General features: G+C 40.6%; 16 protein-coding genes and 1 pseudogene. 8 read left to right on the forward strand and 9 right to left on the reverse strand.

Annotated elements, in window-relative coordinates; genetic code table 11:
• Positions 1-579: 579 nt before the first annotated feature.
• On the forward strand, positions 580-921 hold the full coding sequence (locus RG963_RS12930) for a hypothetical protein (RefSeq protein WP_310576694.1): 342 nt from the start codon (positions 580-582) through the stop codon (positions 919-921).
• Positions 922-1,409: 488 nt separating this feature from the next.
• Here the strand turns inward: RG963_RS12930 and RG963_RS12935 are convergent, their stop codons facing one another.
• A complete protein-coding gene (locus tag RG963_RS12935) occupies positions 1,410-1,823 on the reverse strand; it encodes an NAD(P)H-dependent oxidoreductase (protein WP_310576695.1) in 414 nt (137 codons plus the stop codon).
• Between the two features lie 659 nt (positions 1,824-2,482).
• Here RG963_RS12935 and RG963_RS12940 point away from each other — a divergent pair.
• The 3 genes from RG963_RS12940 (at position 2,483) to RG963_RS12950 (ending at position 5,719) form a co-directional block, all read left to right on the forward strand.
• Positions 2,483-3,820 (forward strand): ATP-binding protein, encoded by a 1,338-nt coding sequence (locus RG963_RS12940; protein WP_310576696.1) that lies wholly within the window; start codon positions 2,483-2,485, stop codon positions 3,818-3,820.
• A gap of 186 nt (positions 3,821-4,006) precedes the next feature.
• Complete coding sequence (locus RG963_RS12945; RefSeq protein ID WP_310576697.1) at positions 4,007-4,495, forward strand: 3-isopropylmalate dehydratase small subunit; 489 nt, start codon at positions 4,007-4,009, stop codon at positions 4,493-4,495.
• Between the two features lie 96 nt (positions 4,496-4,591).
• Entirely contained in the window at positions 4,592-5,719 is a 1,128-nt protein-coding gene (locus RG963_RS12950) for an isocitrate/isopropylmalate dehydrogenase family protein (RefSeq protein ID WP_310576698.1), read from the forward strand.
• Positions 5,720-5,957: 238 nt separating this feature from the next.
• Here the strand turns inward: RG963_RS12950 and RG963_RS12955 are convergent, their stop codons facing one another.
• The 6 genes from RG963_RS12955 to RG963_RS12980 all read right to left on the reverse strand — a co-directional run bounded on the left by RG963_RS12955 (position 5,958) and on the right by RG963_RS12980 (position 13,667).
• Entirely contained in the window at positions 5,958-6,566 is a 609-nt protein-coding gene (locus RG963_RS12955) for an ABC transporter ATP-binding protein (protein ID WP_310576699.1), read from the reverse strand.
• Positions 6,556-7,569, reverse strand: a complete 1,014-nt coding sequence (locus RG963_RS12960; protein WP_310576700.1) for an ABC transporter ATP-binding protein — start codon at positions 7,567-7,569, stop codon at positions 6,556-6,558. Before RG963_RS12960 ends, RG963_RS12955 begins: the two co-directional genes overlap by 11 nt.
• A 70-nt stretch (positions 7,570-7,639) precedes the next feature.
• Positions 7,640-8,497: an ABC transporter permease gene (locus tag RG963_RS12965; RefSeq protein WP_310576701.1), complete on the reverse strand. Its 858-nt coding sequence runs from the start codon at positions 8,495-8,497 to the stop codon at positions 7,640-7,642.
• Entirely contained in the window at positions 8,494-9,486 is a 993-nt protein-coding gene (locus RG963_RS12970) for an ABC transporter permease (RefSeq protein WP_310576702.1), read from the reverse strand. Before RG963_RS12970 ends, RG963_RS12965 begins: the two co-directional genes overlap by 4 nt.
• Before the next feature lie 161 nt (positions 9,487-9,647).
• On the reverse strand, positions 9,648-11,165 hold the full coding sequence (locus tag RG963_RS12975; RefSeq protein ID WP_310576703.1) for an ABC transporter substrate-binding protein: 1,518 nt from the start codon (positions 11,163-11,165) through the stop codon (positions 9,648-9,650).
• Between the two features lie 894 nt (positions 11,166-12,059).
• Entirely contained in the window at positions 12,060-13,667 is a 1,608-nt protein-coding gene (locus tag RG963_RS12980) for an ABC transporter substrate-binding protein (RefSeq protein WP_396654731.1), read from the reverse strand.
• 476 nt (positions 13,668-14,143) lie between these two features.
• On the opposite strand from RG963_RS12980, the pseudogene RG963_RS12985 reads away from it, so the two are divergent.
• Positions 14,144-14,603, forward strand: a pseudogene (locus tag RG963_RS12985) (hydrolase).
• Positions 14,604-14,680: 77 nt separating this feature from the next.
• Here the strand turns inward: RG963_RS12985 and tnpA are convergent.
• Positions 14,681-15,142 carry an IS200/IS605 family transposase gene (gene tnpA, locus RG963_RS12990; protein ID WP_310576705.1) on the reverse strand — a complete coding sequence of 154 codons (462 nt, stop codon included), beginning with the start codon at positions 15,140-15,142 and terminating at the stop codon, positions 14,681-14,683.
• A 274-nt stretch (positions 15,143-15,416) separates the two neighbouring features.
• On the opposite strand from tnpA, the gene RG963_RS12995 reads away from it, so the two are divergent.
• Both RG963_RS12995 and RG963_RS13000 read left to right on the forward strand, forming a co-directional pair.
• The gene (locus RG963_RS12995) at positions 15,417-16,205 is read left to right on the forward strand and encodes an SAM hydrolase/SAM-dependent halogenase family protein (RefSeq protein ID WP_310576706.1); all 789 of its coding nucleotides are present in this window, start codon (positions 15,417-15,419) and stop codon (positions 16,203-16,205) included.
• Between the two features lie 173 nt (positions 16,206-16,378).
• Positions 16,379-17,860 carry a HEAT repeat domain-containing protein gene (locus RG963_RS13000; RefSeq protein ID WP_310576707.1) on the forward strand — a complete coding sequence of 494 codons (1,482 nt, stop codon included), beginning with the start codon at positions 16,379-16,381 and terminating at the stop codon, positions 17,858-17,860.
• Between the two features lie 217 nt (positions 17,861-18,077).
• On the opposite strand, the gene RG963_RS13005 is transcribed toward RG963_RS13000, so the two are convergent.
• Complete coding sequence (locus RG963_RS13005) at positions 18,078-19,070, reverse strand: radical SAM protein (protein WP_310576708.1); 993 nt, start codon at positions 19,068-19,070, stop codon at positions 18,078-18,080.
• Between the two features lie 386 nt (positions 19,071-19,456).
• On the opposite strand from RG963_RS13005, the gene RG963_RS13010 reads away from it, so the two are divergent.
• The gene (locus tag RG963_RS13010) at positions 19,457-19,945 is read left to right on the forward strand and encodes a hypothetical protein (protein WP_310576709.1); all 489 of its coding nucleotides are present in this window, start codon (positions 19,457-19,459) and stop codon (positions 19,943-19,945) included.
• Positions 19,946-20,646 lie beyond the last annotated feature (701 nt).

Here is a 20,646-nt window from a genome sequence, read left to right on the forward strand (position 1 = left end):
GACAGATTCAATTTCTTATGATTCGTCCTCCATCAAGGTGGTTCTCTAGAGTTTCATCAGTGCTTGCTTCTAAATTATCCACTCGATAAGATAAGTGTTTAATTTCCTCTACAAGCATTGATATTGTTTCACTCTGTTTAAGTATTATTTGTTTTAATTCCTCATCATCTAAAATATCTATTCACCTCTTATAGTTCAATTCAATTGTGTCAAAAAAGTCACTTAATGAAAATTTGAGGCTATTCTTCCCGGAACCATCTAAGCTTCCAAAAGCTGCTACAGCCTGATAGTATTGAATATTTGGAAATCGCTTTCTGTGTATTCCATTAAACATATTGTTTTGAACCATTATAATGCTTTCATATATTATTTGTAAAAAATGAGCTCGAGATCCAATATTTGAAGTTTACTTTATTACGATTTAGTTTTTATCAACACTATTTAAAAATCCTAGCAGATATTTTTTGCAATGGAACTCAAAAAAGAGCTTATTCGAGAGCAAGAGCCACTAAAACAAGAATTGAAACATCACCAGATACATATACTATTAACATGCATAGTATATTGGAGGGCATTAGTATGGTTAATGAAATTATAGACTTCGAACCATTTACTCTTAATGATCTTGATGCTGTTCTTGATATGATTAAAACAACTCACATTTCAGAAAATTATAAAAGTGGTCTAGTTAATACAGCGAATTGGATGTTTGATGATATCGTTTACTTAGAAATAAATACGATTGATTTTGCAAAAAAAGCATTGCGTGAAGCAGAACAGCGACTTATGGATGCTAGAGTCGGCGCATCAGAAGAGGATTTGAAGAAAGCCGAATTTTTAGAACAGACAATGCTTAATAGATTAAAACATCGCCTTGTAAGAACAATCGAGGGCGCTTGTCCAGATTGCATTGATTGGTAACCTTAATTCTGACGGGTTCCGTTGCAAAAAATTCAAAAAAATATGTAAATCTATCTTGACTTTGTCAGATTAGACAGTTACTCCAATTGCTGTTATCAATTTCACTACGAACAACATCTTTGACATATGAGATCTAATGATGATTCTTTACCTTGTAATGTGACATAGTCAAGCTAAAATGATTTCGTTTATTTAAAATGTACCGAAGATGATTAAAATGCACAGGTTATTCAATAAAACCTATGTATTTTCCCAATTCTGTAACATATATCTATAGTCACGCCTGTAATTAGTGCAATGAAAAAAAATTTGTAGCTCATTGAGTTTTTGCATTATTTAGCCTTGTGGCTATATATCCTTAAATAGATGAAATAATTTCAGGATACAACAACTCTAAGAGCCTATCCGAAAAGTGGTTACCTGCTATAACTTTTACAATATGCAAAACCGGAACGGATAATCTGATATTATAAACCGATTGTGATTTTTCAACATGCATTACTGACTTTTCGGATAGGCTCTAAGGCGGTTTCTGCTTTTAACAACCCTATTGGTATTCCTTCACCACTATCCCCTTCTTTAAATTCATACGCTATTCCAGAACGTAATACCCTATTCACCCATCCTTTTAAAATTGCAGGTGGCTGCCCCCACCAATTAGGATGAACTATAACAATTCCTTCTGCTTTATTAATTTCATTGCAATGTTCTCCTATTACTTTTTCTAAAGAGGCTCCTTTAGGAATTTCCTGACTTGAAATTATTGGATCAAAGTTTTCTTCATATAGATCATGGAAGAATACCTCATGCCCGTTATTTAACAGGGTTTCTACAACCGTATTTGCAATCGCATGATTAAAACTCTCTTTATTTGGATGCCCAAGAATTACTAATACCTTCATCGATCTTCTTACCTCTCTTTTGTGGATAGTCACATGTTGCTAACGTTGAATATCTAAGACAGTCCTGAGATCCGGATAACTTCTGTCTTGAGGAACATGTGTGGCACACTTCATGACCGTACCCGTGTGCTCTACATAGTGCTTTCGCTTGCCTGCGCCCTGCATAGATGCCCTGTTAGACGTCGGATATGTCTCTAGACTCAGAAGTTGATATGGAAGTCAACCTTTTAAGTCAGCCTCTTAAATTTACTGTAGTATAAACTTCTAATAATTTTACTCGAATATAGTCATATAAACCGATATCTACATTAATGGATGCGCCGTCGGATAAGTCAGGGTGATTGCTCTTCTCTCCTAAGTTATATGAGAGAAAGTGGTTAACGCTTTCCTTCTCCAAAGAACGGAGAATAAAGGTTTCATGTTAGGATATGGGGTCCCATCCTGCGTATCACAGCAGGCTCCTGTTTTTACCATATTTTCTGCCTTCTGTATCATTTGCTTGGTCTCGTGACCTTGCTACTCATAGGGAACAGTACGATTTACCAATTAAGTATCTAGAAAGAAAAATAATGTCCAACCTGCAAAACTGAAAATCAGGACTTTTATTTTACCCACTATGTGTAAATTATTTTAAATAGTTTTCAGTCCGATATTATAAGATGCCGAAAGTAGAAAATAAAGAGTCAAGGCCTGTTTTTGGAGGAAAAATTACCGGGGCATTGCGTGTGCTTGGAAACGAAGAAAATCCCGGAGAAGGACTTCTGTCCATTGGAAATTACATGGCACTTGACCATTCCAGAGGAGCTGCCGTTTATCTTGATGCCCTGAAGCCTCATGCCATTTTGATCTGCGGAAAAAGGGGATACGGAAAATCCTATACTATGGGCTGCATGCTGGAGGAACTTGCCCTTCTGGAGCCGGCTATTAAGAAAAGGCTTGCATCCCTTATCATTGACACCATGGGGATTTTCTGGACAATGAACCACCCAAATACTTTTGAAACGCAGAGGTTAAAAAGCTGGGATCTCGTTCCAGCAGGGCTCGAAACTGAGATTTTCGTACCAGCAGGCAAAGTTGAGGCTTACAGGAAACGAAACATCGATGTAAAGCCTTTCTCTATCTCAATCAGGGAACTTTCAGGAAGCCAGTGGTGCAGGATCTTCAATATCGAAGAGGTTTCCCCTCTTGGGATTCTGCTGGTAAGGGCAATTGAATCTCTCAGGGATAAAGGATATGCGTATTCTTTTGAGGAAATTATCAATGAGGTGCTTGAGGACACTCGCGCTGACTCGGCTTCAAAGGGGGCTACTGAGAATTATTTCAGGGCAGTGAATTCCTGGGGTCTTTTTTCAAAAGAAGGTACATCCCTATCAGAACTTGTGTCCGGAGGGAAAACAACTGTCCTTGACGTGAGTACTCTTGAAAATGAAAATGTCTGCGCTGCAGCAGTATCAATCCTTGCAGGCAGGCTTTACGAAGCCAGGCTTGAAGCAAGAAGAGCCTACGAAAAGAAGCTTATGGGAGAAAAGGTCGGCGAGGAAGAATTTCCTATGGTCTGGTTCTTTATAGACGAGGCCCATATTTTCGTACCTGCAAAGACCGAAAGTCTTGCTTCGGGAGTGCTTATTAACCGCTGCCTCAGGCAGGGAAGGCAACCTGGCCTCTCTCTGATTCTGGCAACCCAGCGACCTGCAAGCTTGCACCCTGATGTTGTCTCCCAGAGTGATCTTCTGATCTGCCACCGCCTTACATCAAGTGATGATATCCTGGCTCTGGAAACCTCCCGGCCTCTTTATATGCAGGAAAGCCTCCAGGCGTACCTGAAGAAGATGGGAAGCGAAAGAGGAGCTGCCCTGATAGTAGATGACCATTCCGAGTCAGTCCATCTTGTGCGCATCCGCCCGAGGATAAGCTGGCACGGGGGAGGAGAACCTAGCGCTCTAGAACCTCATTCCGAAGAAATAAGTGAAAAAACAGCGCATCAACTGCCAGAATAACTTATTTTTTAAGTTTCCGGTCAGATTTAAGATTAAAAAGGTTGGAATTGTTAACCAATTTTTATAACCTGCCAGAAAATAATTTAAATATTACCTGTGATACTTCAACCCTGTGAATGCAGCTGAGTTACTGGCTGTAAGTATTCTAATAATAGCAATTAATTGCAGCAAACCCCTGGTGATATTATGAAAGGAAGAGCCTGGAAATTCGGAGATGACGTGGATACGGATGCAGTAATTCCCGGAAGGTACTTGATTTATAATACCCCGGAAGAGCTTGCAAAGTACACATTTGAAGGCGTACGCCCCGAATTTGCAAAAAAAGTTCACGAAAATGATATCGTGGTCGGAGGAAATAATTTTGGTTGCGGCTCTTCGCGCGAGCACGCCCCCCTTGCCCTTAAAGGGTCAAAGGTAGCTTGTGTGATTGCAAAGTCTTTTGCAAGGATCTTTTTCAGGAACTCGATAAATATCGGAGTCCCTCTCCTGGAGTGTCCTGACACTGACAGGATCGATGACGGAGATGAGCTTGAAATAGACCTTGCAACAGGAGTTATTGAAAACAAAACAAAAGGTGAGACCTACCAGGCAACTCCCCTCCCTGATTTCGTGCGTGAGATTGTGGATGAGGGAGGGCTTATTAAATATGCCAGAAAAATGGTTTCTGAGCGCTGAAAAACAGGAAATCTGTCTGGAGACAGACCTGCCCGCGTTTGACATTTCGTAATAAAAAAGGCAATTTTGCCTGCAATATTCAAAAGGAGTATAAATATGACGCAGTATAAGATTCCGGTCCTCCCGGGTGACGGGATAGGCCCTGAAATTATAGCCGAAGGCAGAAAGGTCATAGACGCAGTCGGCGAAAGATTTGGTTTTGATGTAGAATGGATTGAATACCCTCATGGAGCTGATCATTACCTTGAGACGGGAGAATTGATTTCGGAAGAGACCTTAAAGGAATTATCCGATTACCCTGCCATTTATCTTGGTTCCATCGGAGACCCCAGGATTGCCCCGGGCATCCTTGAGAAGGGAATCTTATTAACTGCGCGCTTTTACTTTGACCAGTACGTCAACCTTCGCCCGATAAAACTCCTGGACGGAGTCTGGACCCCGCTCAAAGATAAAACCTCAAAAGATATCGATTTCGTGGTCGTCAGGGAAAACACCGAAGACTTCTATGTAGGGATCGGGGGCAGGGCAAAAAAAGGAGAAAGCAAAGACCTCCTTGAAGTCAAAAGAACGCTTTACTCCGCGAAATTCGGGCTTGATATCGAGACCGACAGCGAAGAAATAGGATACCAGATAGGCCTGATTTCAAAAGAAGGCACAAAAAGGGTCATCGAATATGCTTTTGACCTTGCGGAAAACAGGAAAAAGCATGTCTCCTCTGTGGACAAGGCAAACGTCCTTTCCGATATCTACGGCTTATGGAGAGAAGAGTTCAGCGCAGTTTCTGCAAAACACCCGGGCTTTACCACTGATTTCAACTTTGTTGATGCCATCACTATGTGGTTTGTGAAAAATCCGGAATGGTTCGACGTGGTCGTAACCCCGAACATGTTCGGAGATATCATTACAGACCTCGGAGCCATGATTCAGGGCGGCCTCGGCCTTGCCCCAGGAGGAAACATCAATCCGAACGGCACAAGTATGTTCGAACCCATCCATGGTTCAGCCCCGAAATACAAGGGCTTAAACAAAGTCAACCCGATTGCTACAATCTGGGCAGGTGCCATGCTCATAGAACAACTCGGAGAAAAGGAAGCTGCCGACACCATAGTCAGTGCAATCCAGAGAAACATCTTGGACAGCAACGTCAAAACCTATGACATGGGCGGGAGGAGCAGTACCTCAGATGTCGGAGACGACATTACAAGGATAATAAAGGGAGAATAATTCCAACTTCTCCCTTCATTAAATTTTCTTTTCTCATTAAGATAAAATTGCCGGAATTTTTCCGGCCTATTATCTCCTTCCAGATTCTAATTAACGGCTTTTTTGCATTGTTGTAGACAGATTAATTTCTCCCAATCCTGCCTTCTTGGAGTAATTAAAAAACTGAACCCCCAGATCGAAAGTCAAAGATCAGTTCACTTTTTAGTCAAATTTAATTAAACACTAGTTCCGTTTTTAGTCAATTAGTTATATCTTTTAAATAAATAGTATCGTGGCATAATCTACCAATTAAATTCTTGTCATGGCTTACGATCAGTACTCCAATATTGAGCTCTTCTACTATATTTAAAACGATATTCCAGATTTGAGCTTGAGTAATAGCATCTACCATTGTAGTAATTTCATCAGCAATTAAAAATCTGGTTTGAGGGCTTAAAGCTCGTGCAAGGGCGAATCTCTGGAGTTCTCCTCCAGAAAGCTCATTGGGCCATCGATTAAGCCAGTTATTTTTTATTCCAAATGACTCTAAAATATCCTGTGAAATAAGATGGCCTTCATTTAAAATTTCTTTCATTCTCCATTTCGGGTTTACAGCTTTTTCCGGATGTTGAAATACGAGCTGGACCGGGTTATAGCCTTTTGATGGAATCTCTTTTCCATCTATACTTACTTTTCCCTGATACTTATTTTCGTAGCCAGCTAATATCTTACACAGAGTTGATTTTCCGCTCCCACTATCCCCAATCAGGCCTAATACTTCTCCACTGCCCAAAGATATTTTAACATTCTTTAAAATCAAATTATTTCTTTTATACCCGAAACTTATGTTCTCTCCTTTAAGACGCATTATTGCACCTCACCGCCCCCCCATTGACCTTTTTCATTTGGGGAATACCCTGAGAACAGAGAGCTTTCTTTTTGGAGCATCTTTCATAATAGATACATCCGTCAATAACTTCATCCTGCATTGGTTGATGTCCTTTGATTGCCTGGAATTTGTTTTGTGGAAGGGCATTCCAGAGTGCGCGGGTATATGGGTGCCTTAGACTCTCACCATTATTTTTGAAATCTTCAACGTTAGCTACTTCCAGAACCGTACCTGCGTAGAATACTGCGATTTTATGGGAGATTTTTAATGCAGCTTCGATATCATGAGTTATAAGTATCACTGCACATCCCTTATCTGCCATATCTTTGAAGTAGCTCAGGGTCTCATTCAAAGTTTTTTCATCCAACCCCGGGGTTGGTTCATCCGCAATTATAAGCTTTGAAGAACTTATTACGGCAGTGGAAACCAGAACTCTTCGTTTCATCCCTCCTGAGAGCTCATGAGGAAGCATTCTTTCGACCTCGGGTTTTAAATCGTATCTCTGAAAAATTTCTCTCTGAAGTTCTTTTATTAAGCCTTCGTTTTTCTTTTCAACGCATCCTATTACCTGATTCGAGATTTTCATTAAAGGATCAAGATAGGTTATAGCTTGTGGAATCAGGGCTATTTCTTTACCTCTCATTTCTTCTTTTCTTTTCTGGGTGAGTTCTTCGCCATCGTATTCGATCTTACCCTCGAGTTTTGCGTTTGAAGGCAAAATTCCTAAAATTGCATGAGCCAGAAGACTTTTACCGGATCCGCTTGACCCCACGATAGCCAGAATCTCGCCTTTATAAGCCTGGATACTCAAATTAGAAATTACTTTCAGTTCAGTTTGTCTAAGTCCTGAGGCATATTGAATGAACGAAAGTGAAAGGTCTTCCACTTTTAATAGAGCTTCATTTTTTTCCATTTCTTCAGCAATTGTTTCAAGTCCAGTGATTAACTCTTTTTCAGGGTTTATTTCAGCTTTATTTCCCATACTTCACACTCTCCAAATGTAAATCTAACGTATTTTTACCCAATTCACTTTTTATCTAACCCGATGAAATTTATTCGTGAGCATTCTTCGGATTCATCAGCTTTCCTAAATTTTCTCCAATCATATCAAATGCCAGGACTACAATTAACAGGGATAATCCCGGGAAAAATGCAAGCCACCAGTATCCTGCAGAGAGGTACCTCATAGATTCGGACAGAATTATACCGATTGCCGGTTCATGTGGGGAGAGTCCGAACCCCAGGAATGTGACTGAAGCTTCGTGTAAAATCGCATGTGGAAACATTAAAATCGTGCCTAATAATATCTGAGGAACCAGATGAGGCAGAATGTGTTTTGTAGCTATCCACCATTTTGATTTGCCAAGGTTCCTAGAGATCTGAATATACTCCTGGGTTTTCAACTGCTTGATTTCTGCTCTTACAACTCTTGTTAAGCTTGGCCAATGCGTTAATGCGACTCCGATGATAACTCCTGTTGCTCCTCCTCCCATTCCGATGGAAATGAGAATTATTAAAAGAAGATGTGGAATTGAAAGAAAGAGATCTACCAGCCAGGATACAAATGAATCTGCAGTTTTTCCTGCACTTGAAAGTAGTCCTAAAATTACGGTCAGTACAGTACTAATTGTGGAAGCGAGACTTCCAACTAGTATACTTAGCCCCAGTCCTTTCAGAGTTCTTACAAACATGTCTCTTCCCATCCAATCTGTCCCGAATGGATGTTCCAGAGAGGGGGCAAGATTTTTAGAGCCAAAATTAGTCTGTAATGAGTCTCCGCCTAAAAACACGCTGGAAATCACGATTGCAAGCAGTAAAAGTGAGGTGGAGCCTATTATTAGAAGAGTTTTTTGCCTTAGATTTAATCCCCTGAATAATCCCCTGTTAACTGTTACAACAGCAGTACTCATATTGATGCCTCCTGTTGTCTTATTCTGGGATCAACGAATTCATAGATAATATCAGCAATCAGGTTTCCGAAGAAAACAAATAAAGCACTGAAGATGACTATTCCCAGAAGCAGAGGTACATCCGATCTCAATCCTGCTGCTACTGCAGCCTGTCCGATTCCAGGATATGAAAATACCTGTTCTACCAGGACTGTGCCTCCAAACAATTCACTGAATCCTAAAAACTGCAGGGTAATGGCCGGAAGCGCAACATTTCGAATTCCATGCCTCAATATCAGATCCAGCCCTTTTTCACCTCTTGCTTTTGCGAATAGGACATAATCACTGGACAGGACTTCGATTAATTTTTCTCGAGTGAACATTGTAATTTTGGCAATATCTAATAAACTCAAAGTTAACGCAGGAAGAATTAAACGCTTAAACCAATCAAAAAATGTCACATTGTCGGCTGTAACCCCTATAGGCACACTTAATCCTATTGGGAACCAGCCCAAATACACAGAAAACACCATCATAAACACCAGCGCTAGCCAGAACGTCGGTGCAGCAGCCAAAGCGTAACAATAAGTTTTTATTGCCTTATCTACCCATGTTCCTTGCTTTGTGCCCGCTATTATTCCTAAAGCAAAACCTAGAATTCCTGCAAAAAGCCAAGAAATCCCCATCAGAACAAGGGAAGCTGCAAATCGTTCTTTAATAACGTTAATAACTGGAATTCTATAAATCAATGAAGTCCCGAAGTCTCCTTTAAGAATATCTCCAGCCCAGTTCAGGAATTTTTCCTGCGGAGGGGTGTTAACTCCCCAGTACGCTTCAAGTTGAGCTTTGTGCTCTGCGGTTACTGGCATTTCCCCAATATAAGCTCTAACGGGATCAATAGGTGAAGATTGAATAAGCATGAAACTTGCAAAACAAACTACAATCAAAAGGCTTGTCAATCTGAGGGCCTTTTTTCCTATGAAGCCCGCTATTTTATTATTATTTGACATCTGCTCCCTCGTACATTAATTCTTTTACAATGAAATTCCTTTAACATGACTACTGGTGTAGGAACGATTTTCAGAAATTACAGGATTGATCCCTCGTTGACTACAGGATTGATTACTTGCCAACTGCAAGATTAATTACCCACATTTCCAGAATTAATTCCTCATTTCAAAGCCGAACTGGCTGTGTTTACTCTTTTCCATTCATAGATATTTCCTAAAACATCCGATCCTGCGTTTCTTTGTGGTGTTCCCATATTCAGGGTTTCATCTGCCATGTAAAGATAATCAATTGTTACTAGCCATAACCAGGTTGCATCTCCTGCAGGCCCAAAACCGGTATTTCCGTCATATGCAGCTAACTGCCAGTATTTTGTAGCCTGACCCTGGTCTGTAGACCTTAGAGCGGCTTCCAGATATCCATCTACAACAGGATTATTGTAAAGCCCGGGATTTTTGTAGGTATCATCGGCTGCTTTGCTGTGATACTGCAGATAGAGATTAAGAGTGTCTATACTGCTGTAAGCGTATAAAACGGCGGAACTGTATTGATTAGCATATATTTCGTCCCAGCTTGCACCTACAAGGTCTATTTTTATGCCTAATTCTCGGGCCTGTTCGCTTACAGCTACCGATAAAGCTTGCCTTGTCTGGTCCGTAGCAGAATAATATAGCTTAAATTCGGCTTTAGTTCCGTTCTTCTCCCGAATTCCATCGCCGTCGGTGTCTTTCCAGCCTGCGTTTTCCAGTATTTTTTTGGCTTCTTCGGGATTTGAATCATTAACTTTCGCTTCAGGGTTCCCGAAGTCCCGCTGATCTACTCCGGTGTATTCTACGGCTCCTTTTCCGTATATAACTCCTTTAAGCAGGGCTTTTCTGTCGATACCGAGGTTTAAGGCTTTCCGAATTGCTATGTCTGCTGTGACATTATTGCCTATCGGATCTCCCTGAAGACTTTTTTTGCCGGTATTATTCTGCATAGGGAATGAAACTCCCTGCGCCCTTGCTGCCGGAAGAGCTACTAACTTATAACCATCTACGGTCTGGTTTGCATGGCTAATTTCAATCTCAGCTACGTCCACATCCCCGGATTTTACAGCTGCAAACGCAGTATCTTTATCTAAAAATAGCATGGTTATTTTTTTGAAGTAAGGCTTATTTCCATAGTAATTTTCGTTTAATTCGAAGATTGCCTGCTGCCCCTTATCCCATTGTACGAATTTATATGGCCCTGATCCGATTGGATTTGACCCATAAGTTTCTTTTTTGTATGCATGTTCTGGCACAATTCCAACATATCTGAGTCTCCATATGAAACTGGATTGAGGTTCTTTCAATTCGAATTTAACCGCAGTATCATTTATTGCCGTAGCTTTTTCGAGATTACTCATATCCAGCTCGGAGTTACTTCCAATTGCCGTATTAAATGTAAATGCCACGTCTTCTGCAGTTAATTTCTCACCGTCTGTGAACCTGACATTATCTCTTATGTTCACAGTCCATACTTTTCCATCCGAACTAACCGAATAATTCGTAGCAAGGTCATTTATCATGCTTCCATCGTCAGCTGATTTAAAAAGAGTACTCTGTATCAGTGGCTCGAAATTCACATGACCGCAACCCCATCCGAGAAGTGGATCAAATCCGGTTTCCGGTTCACCTGTATGCGAATATACATTCACCACTAATTCATCAGAGCCCTGAGAGACTAATTCATCCGAACCTTCGGAAACTGATTCACCAGAAACCTGTGATATTGAGCTGGCTCGATTACCCGCTGACGTTAGGATCAAAATAACCGTTATAATTATGACTACTGTCCCTGCCAGTAGATACTGTTGATTTTTCTTAATTTAGACGCCTCCCATATTTTTACCAGAATCCTGAATATTTAAGCAAGAATTGAACTATTGAGCAAGGATTTTTAATTGTTACAGATGATCCGGGGATTTTTCTTTTAATAAGACTTTTCAGACTAAATATAACAATAAAATGTTACTTTTTACAACAAAATTAATATAACTTTATTAAAACAATTTTACTATAAATACATTACGAAATTTATGTGTTACTAACTTCTTAGTTTTGAGTAGTTTAGTATTACTATATGAGAATCTCAGTCATTTTTCTGCGTCTATGGATAATTGAAGCATTGAATACTGAAAAATAAGTGTAGATTCTGGCGATCCAAAAGATATCCAAAAATTATTACAATAAGCGCCTTGCAAGCTAAGGAGCCTTCGCGAAATAACTTAGACACTTCTTTATACAGTACTCAACTATTTTCGTAAACAGGCTCATCGATTATAATCTCAAAATAATTGTGTGTTGCTTAGGTTATTTCGTAACGGGCCCGAACGAATTTACAAAAAGAGAGCAGTAATCAAAGATTAGGAAAAGGGATATCAGTACTATCTAGATTGGAAAAGTGGAAAAAAGTAATCTAAAGATTGAAAATAGAGAAAGCAGTGGTTTAAGATTGAAAAATATATTCTAAGCAAATTCGCCAAAAAAAGAGTCACACTGAGGAGTTTTGCATCCTCAGCTTTACTAAAAAACTTTAAGGAATAATTCCTTTACTGAATTGCAGTTTTATTCGCTGTGCGGTTCCATTCCAGGATATTACCAAAAATGTCTGCACCGTGAGGCTGTATTTTAGGAATTCCGATATCTAAATCCTCATCCATAATGTACAGATAATCAATAGATGCCAGCCACAGCCATGTAGCGTCTCCTTTTTCAGAAAATCCTGTTGTTCCATCCCAGGCAGCCAGTTGCCAGTTTTTATTGGCAGTGTCCTGATCAACACTGGTTATAGCTGTCCTTAGATAATTATCCACGACCGAATTGTTGTACATTATTACGTTGTTGTAGCTTGAAGGGTCGTAACTTTTGCTGTAGTATTTCAGGTATAAGTCAGTAGGGTCCAGCGAGCCGAAACCGAAAATTACCGGAGTCGAATGCGCCAGGGTATCAATCTCATCCCAGCTTTTGCCCTCGACTTTAATGTTTATGCCCAATTTTCTGGCTTCCTCGCTTAATGCAACAGCTAACGCTTGCCTATCCTGTGCATTTGAAGGATATAGTAAAGTAAATTCGGCTTTCAACCCATTCTTCTCAAGGATGCCGTCGCCATCTGTATCTTTCCAGCCGCTATCCGCTAAAATTTTCCCGGCTTCATCTACATTTCCATCTTCGAATATAGCTTCCTTATTTCCGAACGGTAATTTGTCCACACCTGTAAATTCTTCTTCACCCTGCCCATTTAATGCGCCGTTAATTAAGGCTTGCCTATCTATTCCAATATTCAAGGCTTTTCTTATCACAGGATCGGAAGTTACATTGTTCCCGATTGAATAGCCATTTTCCGTTTTCCTGCCTGTATCGGGCTGCATTGGGAAGGTTATTCCACGAGCATCAATGGAATTGAGGGACACTATTTTCATTCCATCTACTTTCTCGTTAGCATAAGAAGAAGGAATTTCGGCCAGGTCAACCTGTCCTGATTTCGCCGCCGCAAAAGCCGTGTCGGACTGCATGAAGAGTAAAGTTAACTTCTTGAAGTAAGGTTTCTGGCCATAATAATCCGGATTTGCTTCAAAGATCGCCTGCTGGCCTTTATTCCACTGTACGAATCTGTACGGGCCCGACCCTATCGGATTGTCCCCATAAGTTTCATCGTAAGCATGTTCAGGCACAATCCCAAGAACTGCAAGTTTGTGAATAAAAGTCGCCTGCGGATCGTTTAATTTGAATTCAACCGTGTAATTATCGAGGGCTACCGCATTTTTCAGCACTGAGATATCTACTCCACTCGAATTTGCAGCGGTATTAAACGTGAAGGCTACATCTCTGGCCGTTAAAGGCACTCCATCATGGAATTTAACGTCATTTCTTATATTAACAGTCCAGGTTAATCCATCGTCACTAACAGAATAATTTGTCGCTAAATCATGAATCAGAGACCCATTACTATCTTTTTTAAAGAGGGTGCTTTGAACAAGTGGTTCGCGATTATAGCCCCATCCAGTAATCGGGTTAAAACCGGTTTCCGGCTCTCCTCCGTGGGTCCCTACTGCTGCCACCAGTTCAGCCGAGTCTTCGGAAATTAATTCATCCGAACCCCCGGAAATCGATTCATCCGAAACCCCCGAAGTCGGGTTGACTGGCTCACCAGTCGGCATGAAAACAAAAGCAGCCACAATAATTACGGCTATTGCCCCTATTAAGAAATATTGCTGGGTTTTCTTAATTTAAACTCCTCCTTTCTTTTACTGAGTTAATTATTAGAATCATACTACCCTACCAGTGATGTTTTCAGTAATTTCTATTATGCAAATAACACATACATAATGAAACATATTACTCTAGTATTACTTTTTTTACTTAAATTAAGATAAATTAAACTAAAATCATTTTGTTATAAATACTTTCCTAAATATATGTAATACTAAATTGGTTGATTTTCTAAATTTAGTAATACTATATACGAGTTTTATTATATTATTGAGTTTTAATTGGTCGCTGTCATAGGATGACGAAAATATTTAATACTTTTAACAATTTTAAAAGCAGTCCATATATCATTACGTTAGAGCTCGTATTCTAAATCTATAGCGAAAATTGACAGGGTGAAACTTATGACCAGCGAAATCAAAACTTGGAATGTTGTCCTCCGTTTGATCCCGCGCCCTGGGACGGAAAAGTGGTTGAATGGAACAATAAAAGGTCTATCAAGGATTCTGTTATTACGCAGTTTTACATGCCTCTAAATTCTGGAGAGGTAATAATGAGGATGAACGAGAAAGTTACCAGGGCGGGGCGGAAATGCCGGATTGGCTCTGTTTTTCCGACCATATTTCCGAAAGCAACATGGATTTTTACCTGGCTGTCGATAAAGAAGTGGACGGCGCCGAAAATGTAACATTGAACGGGAAATTCCCGAGTAAAGTGTATGAGGGAAATTTTGAAAATACTGGAGAATGGTGCCAGGATTTTGAGGCCTACGCAAAAGCCAGGGCCTGGAAGTCAAGAAATGGTACATGTGGTATACCACCTGCCCCGCCTGTGCCGAAAAGTACGGGAAAAACCATATCATGATTGTCTCCAAAGTTAAATAAAAATCAAATTGCGGGCGGCCACCCCACCCTAAAGGATGGGGTATGCTGATGGGCCGCCCGCCCGGTTATTCTGGCACTTAGACCTCGTTAATTCTCCGTTGCCTAGACTTTAATCTATGTGATTGAACCTCTGTTCTCGGTTTTCCCTGCGACTCCTTAATGTAGTGCTTGATTGTGTCAGCAGTTACATTTCCAACGGATCGATAGAATTTACCACTTGACCATAGACCTCCACCCCAATATCGTGTTCTCAGTTCAGGATGAAGCTTGAACAATCTGTAAGAACTGCCTCCTTTCAAGTATTGAACCACCTCTGATAGAGAGGTGCTTGGGTGGAATTCCAGGAACAGGTGAACATGATTATCTACAACTTCCAGAGCATGGATTTTGTAGCCTTTCTCTGTGCAAATATTGTGGAATATAGACTCGCAATCCTTTTTAACTCGTTTATTGTAGAATATCTTGTATCGATACTTAGGCACCAACACGATGTGGTAGGTAATTTGACCATAGCCATGGCTAAAACTGCGCAATTCCAACGCTTATCACATCCTAGCCATAGGTAGCTGGAACCACCTGTGGCTATGGTGTCAAAAAACTTCATTTTACAAAAAAACGATGATTGATACAGTTTAAGCGAATACAAAACAGCCAGCGAGGGTTCACTTCATCCCCGACCTAAAGGTCAGGGTATTCGTGACCCTCTGCGCTCCCATAGTAATAAATTTTAATGTTGGGCTATATCTCTTCACATCTTAATATTATTTTCCAATTCAACATAATCTGAAATAGCAAAAAAGCCGAATAATATTTATGTCTATAATTTCCCTGACCACAGATTTCGGAGACCTATATCCCGCAGCCATGAAAGCCGTGATTCTGGGAATTAATCCGAATGTACGGATTATCGATGTAACTCATTCTGTGCAGCAGGCCGGAGTCCGGGAAGGGGCTTTTGCCCTCTATTCCCTTGTCCCTTATTTTCCTCAGGGAGCTGTGCATATTGGCGTTGTAGATCCCGGAGTCGGAACTTCCCGCCGAGCTCTTGCCGTAATAGCAGGCAGTGCAGGAAAGGAGCAGTTTTTCGTGGGTCCTGACAACGGACTCCTTATTCCTGCCGCCCGCCGGCTTGGGGAAATGGAAGTATATGAAATCACAAATCCGGATCTTATGCTTAAAGCAGGCATTTCTGCAACTTTCCACGGCAGAGACATCTTCGCACCTGTAGGGGCCCACCTCTCAAAAGACACATCTATCGAGGCTGTCGGCCAGAAAGTATCGGATTTCGTTGATCTTGACTTCGGAAATCTCGGGATTGACGGGCCCTTTATTATCGGGGAGGTTATCTTTGCAGATGGTTTTGGTAATATTATCACCAATGTCCCGCAAGAGATCATTTTTAAGTTCTGTACCTTTGGCTCGCAGGTACAGGTAAACGGCAGACGAGTTTCCTTTGTTCAGACCTACGGTTTTGTCGGGCAGGAACAGCCTCTTGTCCTAATAGGTAGTCACGGTTTTCTGGAGATTGCGGTAAATAAAGGAAATGCTGCACTTCAGTTCGGGCTTCAAAACGGGGATCAGGTAGCAATAAAAATCATGTAAAAAGCCGGTATCAGACTTGAAATATCTTTTAAGCGGGATCGAGACCTGTTCGATAGTCACTTTCCGGCTTCATTTTTCGTAGAGATTATTTGCTGTTCTTTCCCAGAAGTAGACTTGGGTTCAATTCAGCGGAATTTATATATAATTCTCTGAGTACAAGCAGCCTGTTAAATATGAAACTGACTGATCTGAAAACTTACAAACTGGAAGTTTTCTTTATTTTTGCTCTGGTTATTTTGAGTTTTTTTACCCTTTCCGGAAATGAAAGTACAGGCAATTCCGCTGCCAGTACTGCGGGGACTTTCTGGCTTCCCTCTGCTGTGATGCAGTCCGTAGCTGCACTATATGCCGTATTTATTGCCATTTTCGTGTTATCCTTGCAGAACAACAGGGACAACATCAACTCGATTGCAAACCGTATAAAGCCGCCTCTGAAAATAGTATCATATACATCAGCGGGTACGATATATTTTAATGGACTGATATTGATCGTCTTTAGCCTTGGCGCCTTTTCCGAAACTAAAATGAAATTTATGCTATTTTCTTCTCTCGTTTCAATGGTTCTATCCCTTATAGCCATTGTTTATTCTTCTATGAACCTGTTAAGCGATGTTTCGGGTTTAAAGACCTCATCGGAAAAGTATTCCGCTATTTCAAATCTTCTTAGAGGGCAGGAAGGAAATCCTGCAAACTTGATGAACAAAAACAGAAAAGATACGGATTTCTGCATTAAGGCTCTGGATGACGAGAATCCTGAAGTCAGGGCAATTGCAGCCGAAACCCTGGGACAGATAAAAGACCCGAGAGCAGTGGATGCGCTTCTCAGGCTCCTTGAGGATAACAATTCAGGTGTGAGAACCGCTACATTCAGAGCCCTCGGAAAGATAGGGACTGAAAATACAGTAAAACCACTAATCAAACAATTGGAAGCAGATAAAAATCCTGAATTCAGAATATGTGCCATAGAAGCCCTCGGAAATTTAAATGATAAACTGGCAATTGAACCCTTACTCAAAAGCCTGGAGGATAAAGTCCCTGAGGTCAGGATAGCCGCAGTCCGTTCATTGGGAATCCTGGGTAATGAGAGAGCTGAAGAAGCACTTATTGTAAAATTGGATCAGAGCAACCAGGAACTTCAGAAGCAGATGATATTGGCTCTCGGAAAAATAGGAGGCAAAAAAGCAGTTGAGGCGCTTATCCGCAAACTGGAAGATAAGGACCCCGATATTCGGAAGTGTACTGCCGAATCCCTTGGGAAACTGGGGAATTTACGGTCAGTAGACCCTCTTCTCAGATGCCTGGAAGACAAAATTCCCGAAGTAAGAAATGCTGCTGCATACTCTCTGGGAACTCTCAGAACTAATAAAGCAGTAGATGCTCTTGTGGAAATGCTGGCAGAAGGAGACTCTGAACTTCGGATTACTGCAGTTTATGCCCTTGGCAGTATAGGCAGTCTAAGAGTAGTCGAGCCCCTTCTTGGAATTCTGGACGACAGCAACCCCTGGGTAAGGCGATATGCCGCAGAAGCCCTCGGCAAAATCGGAGATCAAAGGGCAACAGCTCCTCTTGTCAAAAACTTAAATGACCCTGACCCTGAAGTCAGGTGGGCTGCGGCTGAAGCCTTAAGATTGCTGGATAAACGGAACCCCAGTTAAAGAAACCTTCTGGAGTCCAGAGGAGCAATTTGGTAGAAAAACCGTAATTTTTTAAATTCGTCCGCTCAAGCGAAAAACAATCTTATCTCGCATAAGTTAGTCCGTTTGAGCGTAATAAGGTTCTAATCAATAAATTAGCCCTCTTGAGCGCAGCGAAAAGGGCAGCGTACTCCCGAGGCGCAATTCGGGAAGCGAAACTCGGGGAGAGCATCGGCCCTCACATCCACTCGTAATGCATCAAAACTTCGGGGTTAAAACTCTGCATCAAGCTGTTTTCCGTATACCCGAAAAAGAGACAACCTTTACAGTTATGTACAATTTCTTTTCTGCGCTCTTCCGAGTTTTCCCAAACACTCTCAAAGCCGTCCCACATCACGTTTCCGAGAGGTTCATTCTGCGCGCGGCATGTCTCCAGAGTGCCGTCATGCGTTACATTCAGAATAATCCCGCTGGCCCTGCACCTGTAGTCCATTTCCCTGTCTCTGACCATTCTGAGGTAGGTGTTGGAATTAATGATCGGATAACGCTGTTTTTTAAGCTCGATTATACGGTCAACTGTACTGCGGAATTTTTCCGTATCACGGATTCCGATCTCGTTCCAGATCTCTTCACTGATTCCGGGAAACTCGTGGACAGGCTCGAAGGAAACTTTTACTCTCAGCTTTTTTGCAAGCAAAATAAGGGTCTCGATATCATCCAGATTTTTTCCTGTGAGTACGCAGTTCATCAGGATAGGATTTTTCTGTTTCTGAAGCTTTCTAACCTCAATAGCTTTTTTTAAGCCCTTCAACAAAGTTTCGAAATCCATCCGACGGATTTCTTTATAACTCTTTATCCCGTCTACGGAAACCGAAAGGTAATCCACGTTTTCCAGTTCCTCCGCTCTTTCGTAGAGCAGCTTTCCGTTTGTGACCATGGAAGTCACCATCCCTATTTTTTTGGCGTGAGCCATAATCTGTGGCAGGTCCTTTCTTAGAAGAGGTTCTACGGTCCAGGCATTGTAGACTCCAATCCCGAATTCTCTTGCATCGTCTAATAGCTTGAAAACGTCTTCTTTTGCCGGTTCTTCTCCAGTTTTCTTCCAGTATTCACAAAAAGTGCAGCGCATATTGCAGCGAGCATTTACACCGTGAGAAAGGACAAAAGGACGCTTTCTTACTCGAATCTGCCACAGAGCCTTCGAAGCCAGGATGGGGTTAAGGCGGGACATAGAGATCTCTTATCTATTTTTTTGCAGAAGATTGCTTATTATTCATTAAGCTTTTCTATTATAACCTTTTTGCGGAAAGCTAATTTCCAACGTTCATTTCCGACTCTGTTTAGCTTATTGATTTATGAACCGAAGTTCATAATAATTTGTTGAACCATTTAATACCTAAAGAGTGAATAGATATGATATTAAAGTAAGCTAAGTCAGAATTATCCGCCAAAAATCCTATGGAAAATTTCTAGTAAGTGAATAAAAATTGAGTTAACTGCTAATTTACTCATAACTAATTTTGAGTAGACCCAACAGTTACCGGATTTAAAACGTTTCCATGATTCCTGTAAGTTATTGCACTAACTAAAAAACATATTCCTATAATCGGCATCAAAATGCACCAATTAAATAATGTAGGAACGACAACAGTGTTAAAAGTAGGCCACCCTTCAGAAAGTGCATGTGAAAGTCCACTGAGCGTGAAGAAAAGGAGTAACATCGAAAGCATACTCGCTACAGATGAAACTGCAAGATATGCATTCATCGAGTCAGGATGTCTATCCATAGATAAGAAGACTAGTGCCGAGAACGGGGACAGTAACGTCATTAGTGTCATCACGAGTGTTTCTGCGATGCCGATGTGGTCACTAAGAAGTTCTCTACCACTAAAAATAATCCAAAAATTTACGATGATCAGTATAAATAGAGAAATACATAATGGGACTGCCAGATACCATCTGGGTAGTACTTTTCTTGCTTCCACCAAAAAAAGAACGGAACCCAAAAACGAAATAATGCTCAATAACTCTGTCAAGTCCCCGAAAGAAAGTATTGTGACAGATATTGACCAAAGTATACAACTTATTAAGACTGCAGCCCAGTAAAACATAAAGATAGCAGACATCAATGCCAGTGCGATTTTTATCCTCATTAAATCATCGCCATAAAATATAAAAATCGGGTGAAAATTGTTCACCCTATCAGGTCATAGAATTCGGTTATTGATCCTTCGTCTCCTGCTGCACTATCTACAACCCTCAGCCGCCAGTTGTGCACATTCTGGGCGCCTTCCACGTGTACTGAAAGCTGGAGGTTACTTCCTCTCTGATGGTCCCATATTTAATGTCGCTCTATTTAATCAAGATTCACAATTTTTTAAAATTACTTCTTTCAAAAATCTTCTTAAGTATATGTAAAATTTACATATACTTTAAACAGTTAGCTCCGAGATTATAAATTAGTTTCTACTGACATATTTAATTCAGCAAACAATTAAAAATAATGAGTCAGTTTCAAAATCTCAGTTTATATCTTTTGACGAGTATACTTCAGTAATTTCTTATTTGCTTCTTTGGATACTGGATTTTGGAGAATCAGTCTTTTTTAAATTACAGAAAATAATCTAAAAAAATTTTCAATTATTCAGACTAAAAATGAGTTTTGGTGTCGTCTCTCCAATAACCCTATTATTGCTTTTAGTCTCGTCATATTCTGTTTTTATAAGTCAAATAAAAGGGATATTATATTGTAGTGCAGAGAATCAAGTAGAAAAGATAAATATTTTTAGAAAATGAAGAATTTTAAG

Origin of the sequence: Methanosarcina baikalica (genome assembly GCF_031461075.1) — an archaeon.
Lineage (GTDB): Archaea > Halobacteriota > Methanosarcinia > Methanosarcinales > Methanosarcinaceae > Methanosarcina > Methanosarcina baikalica.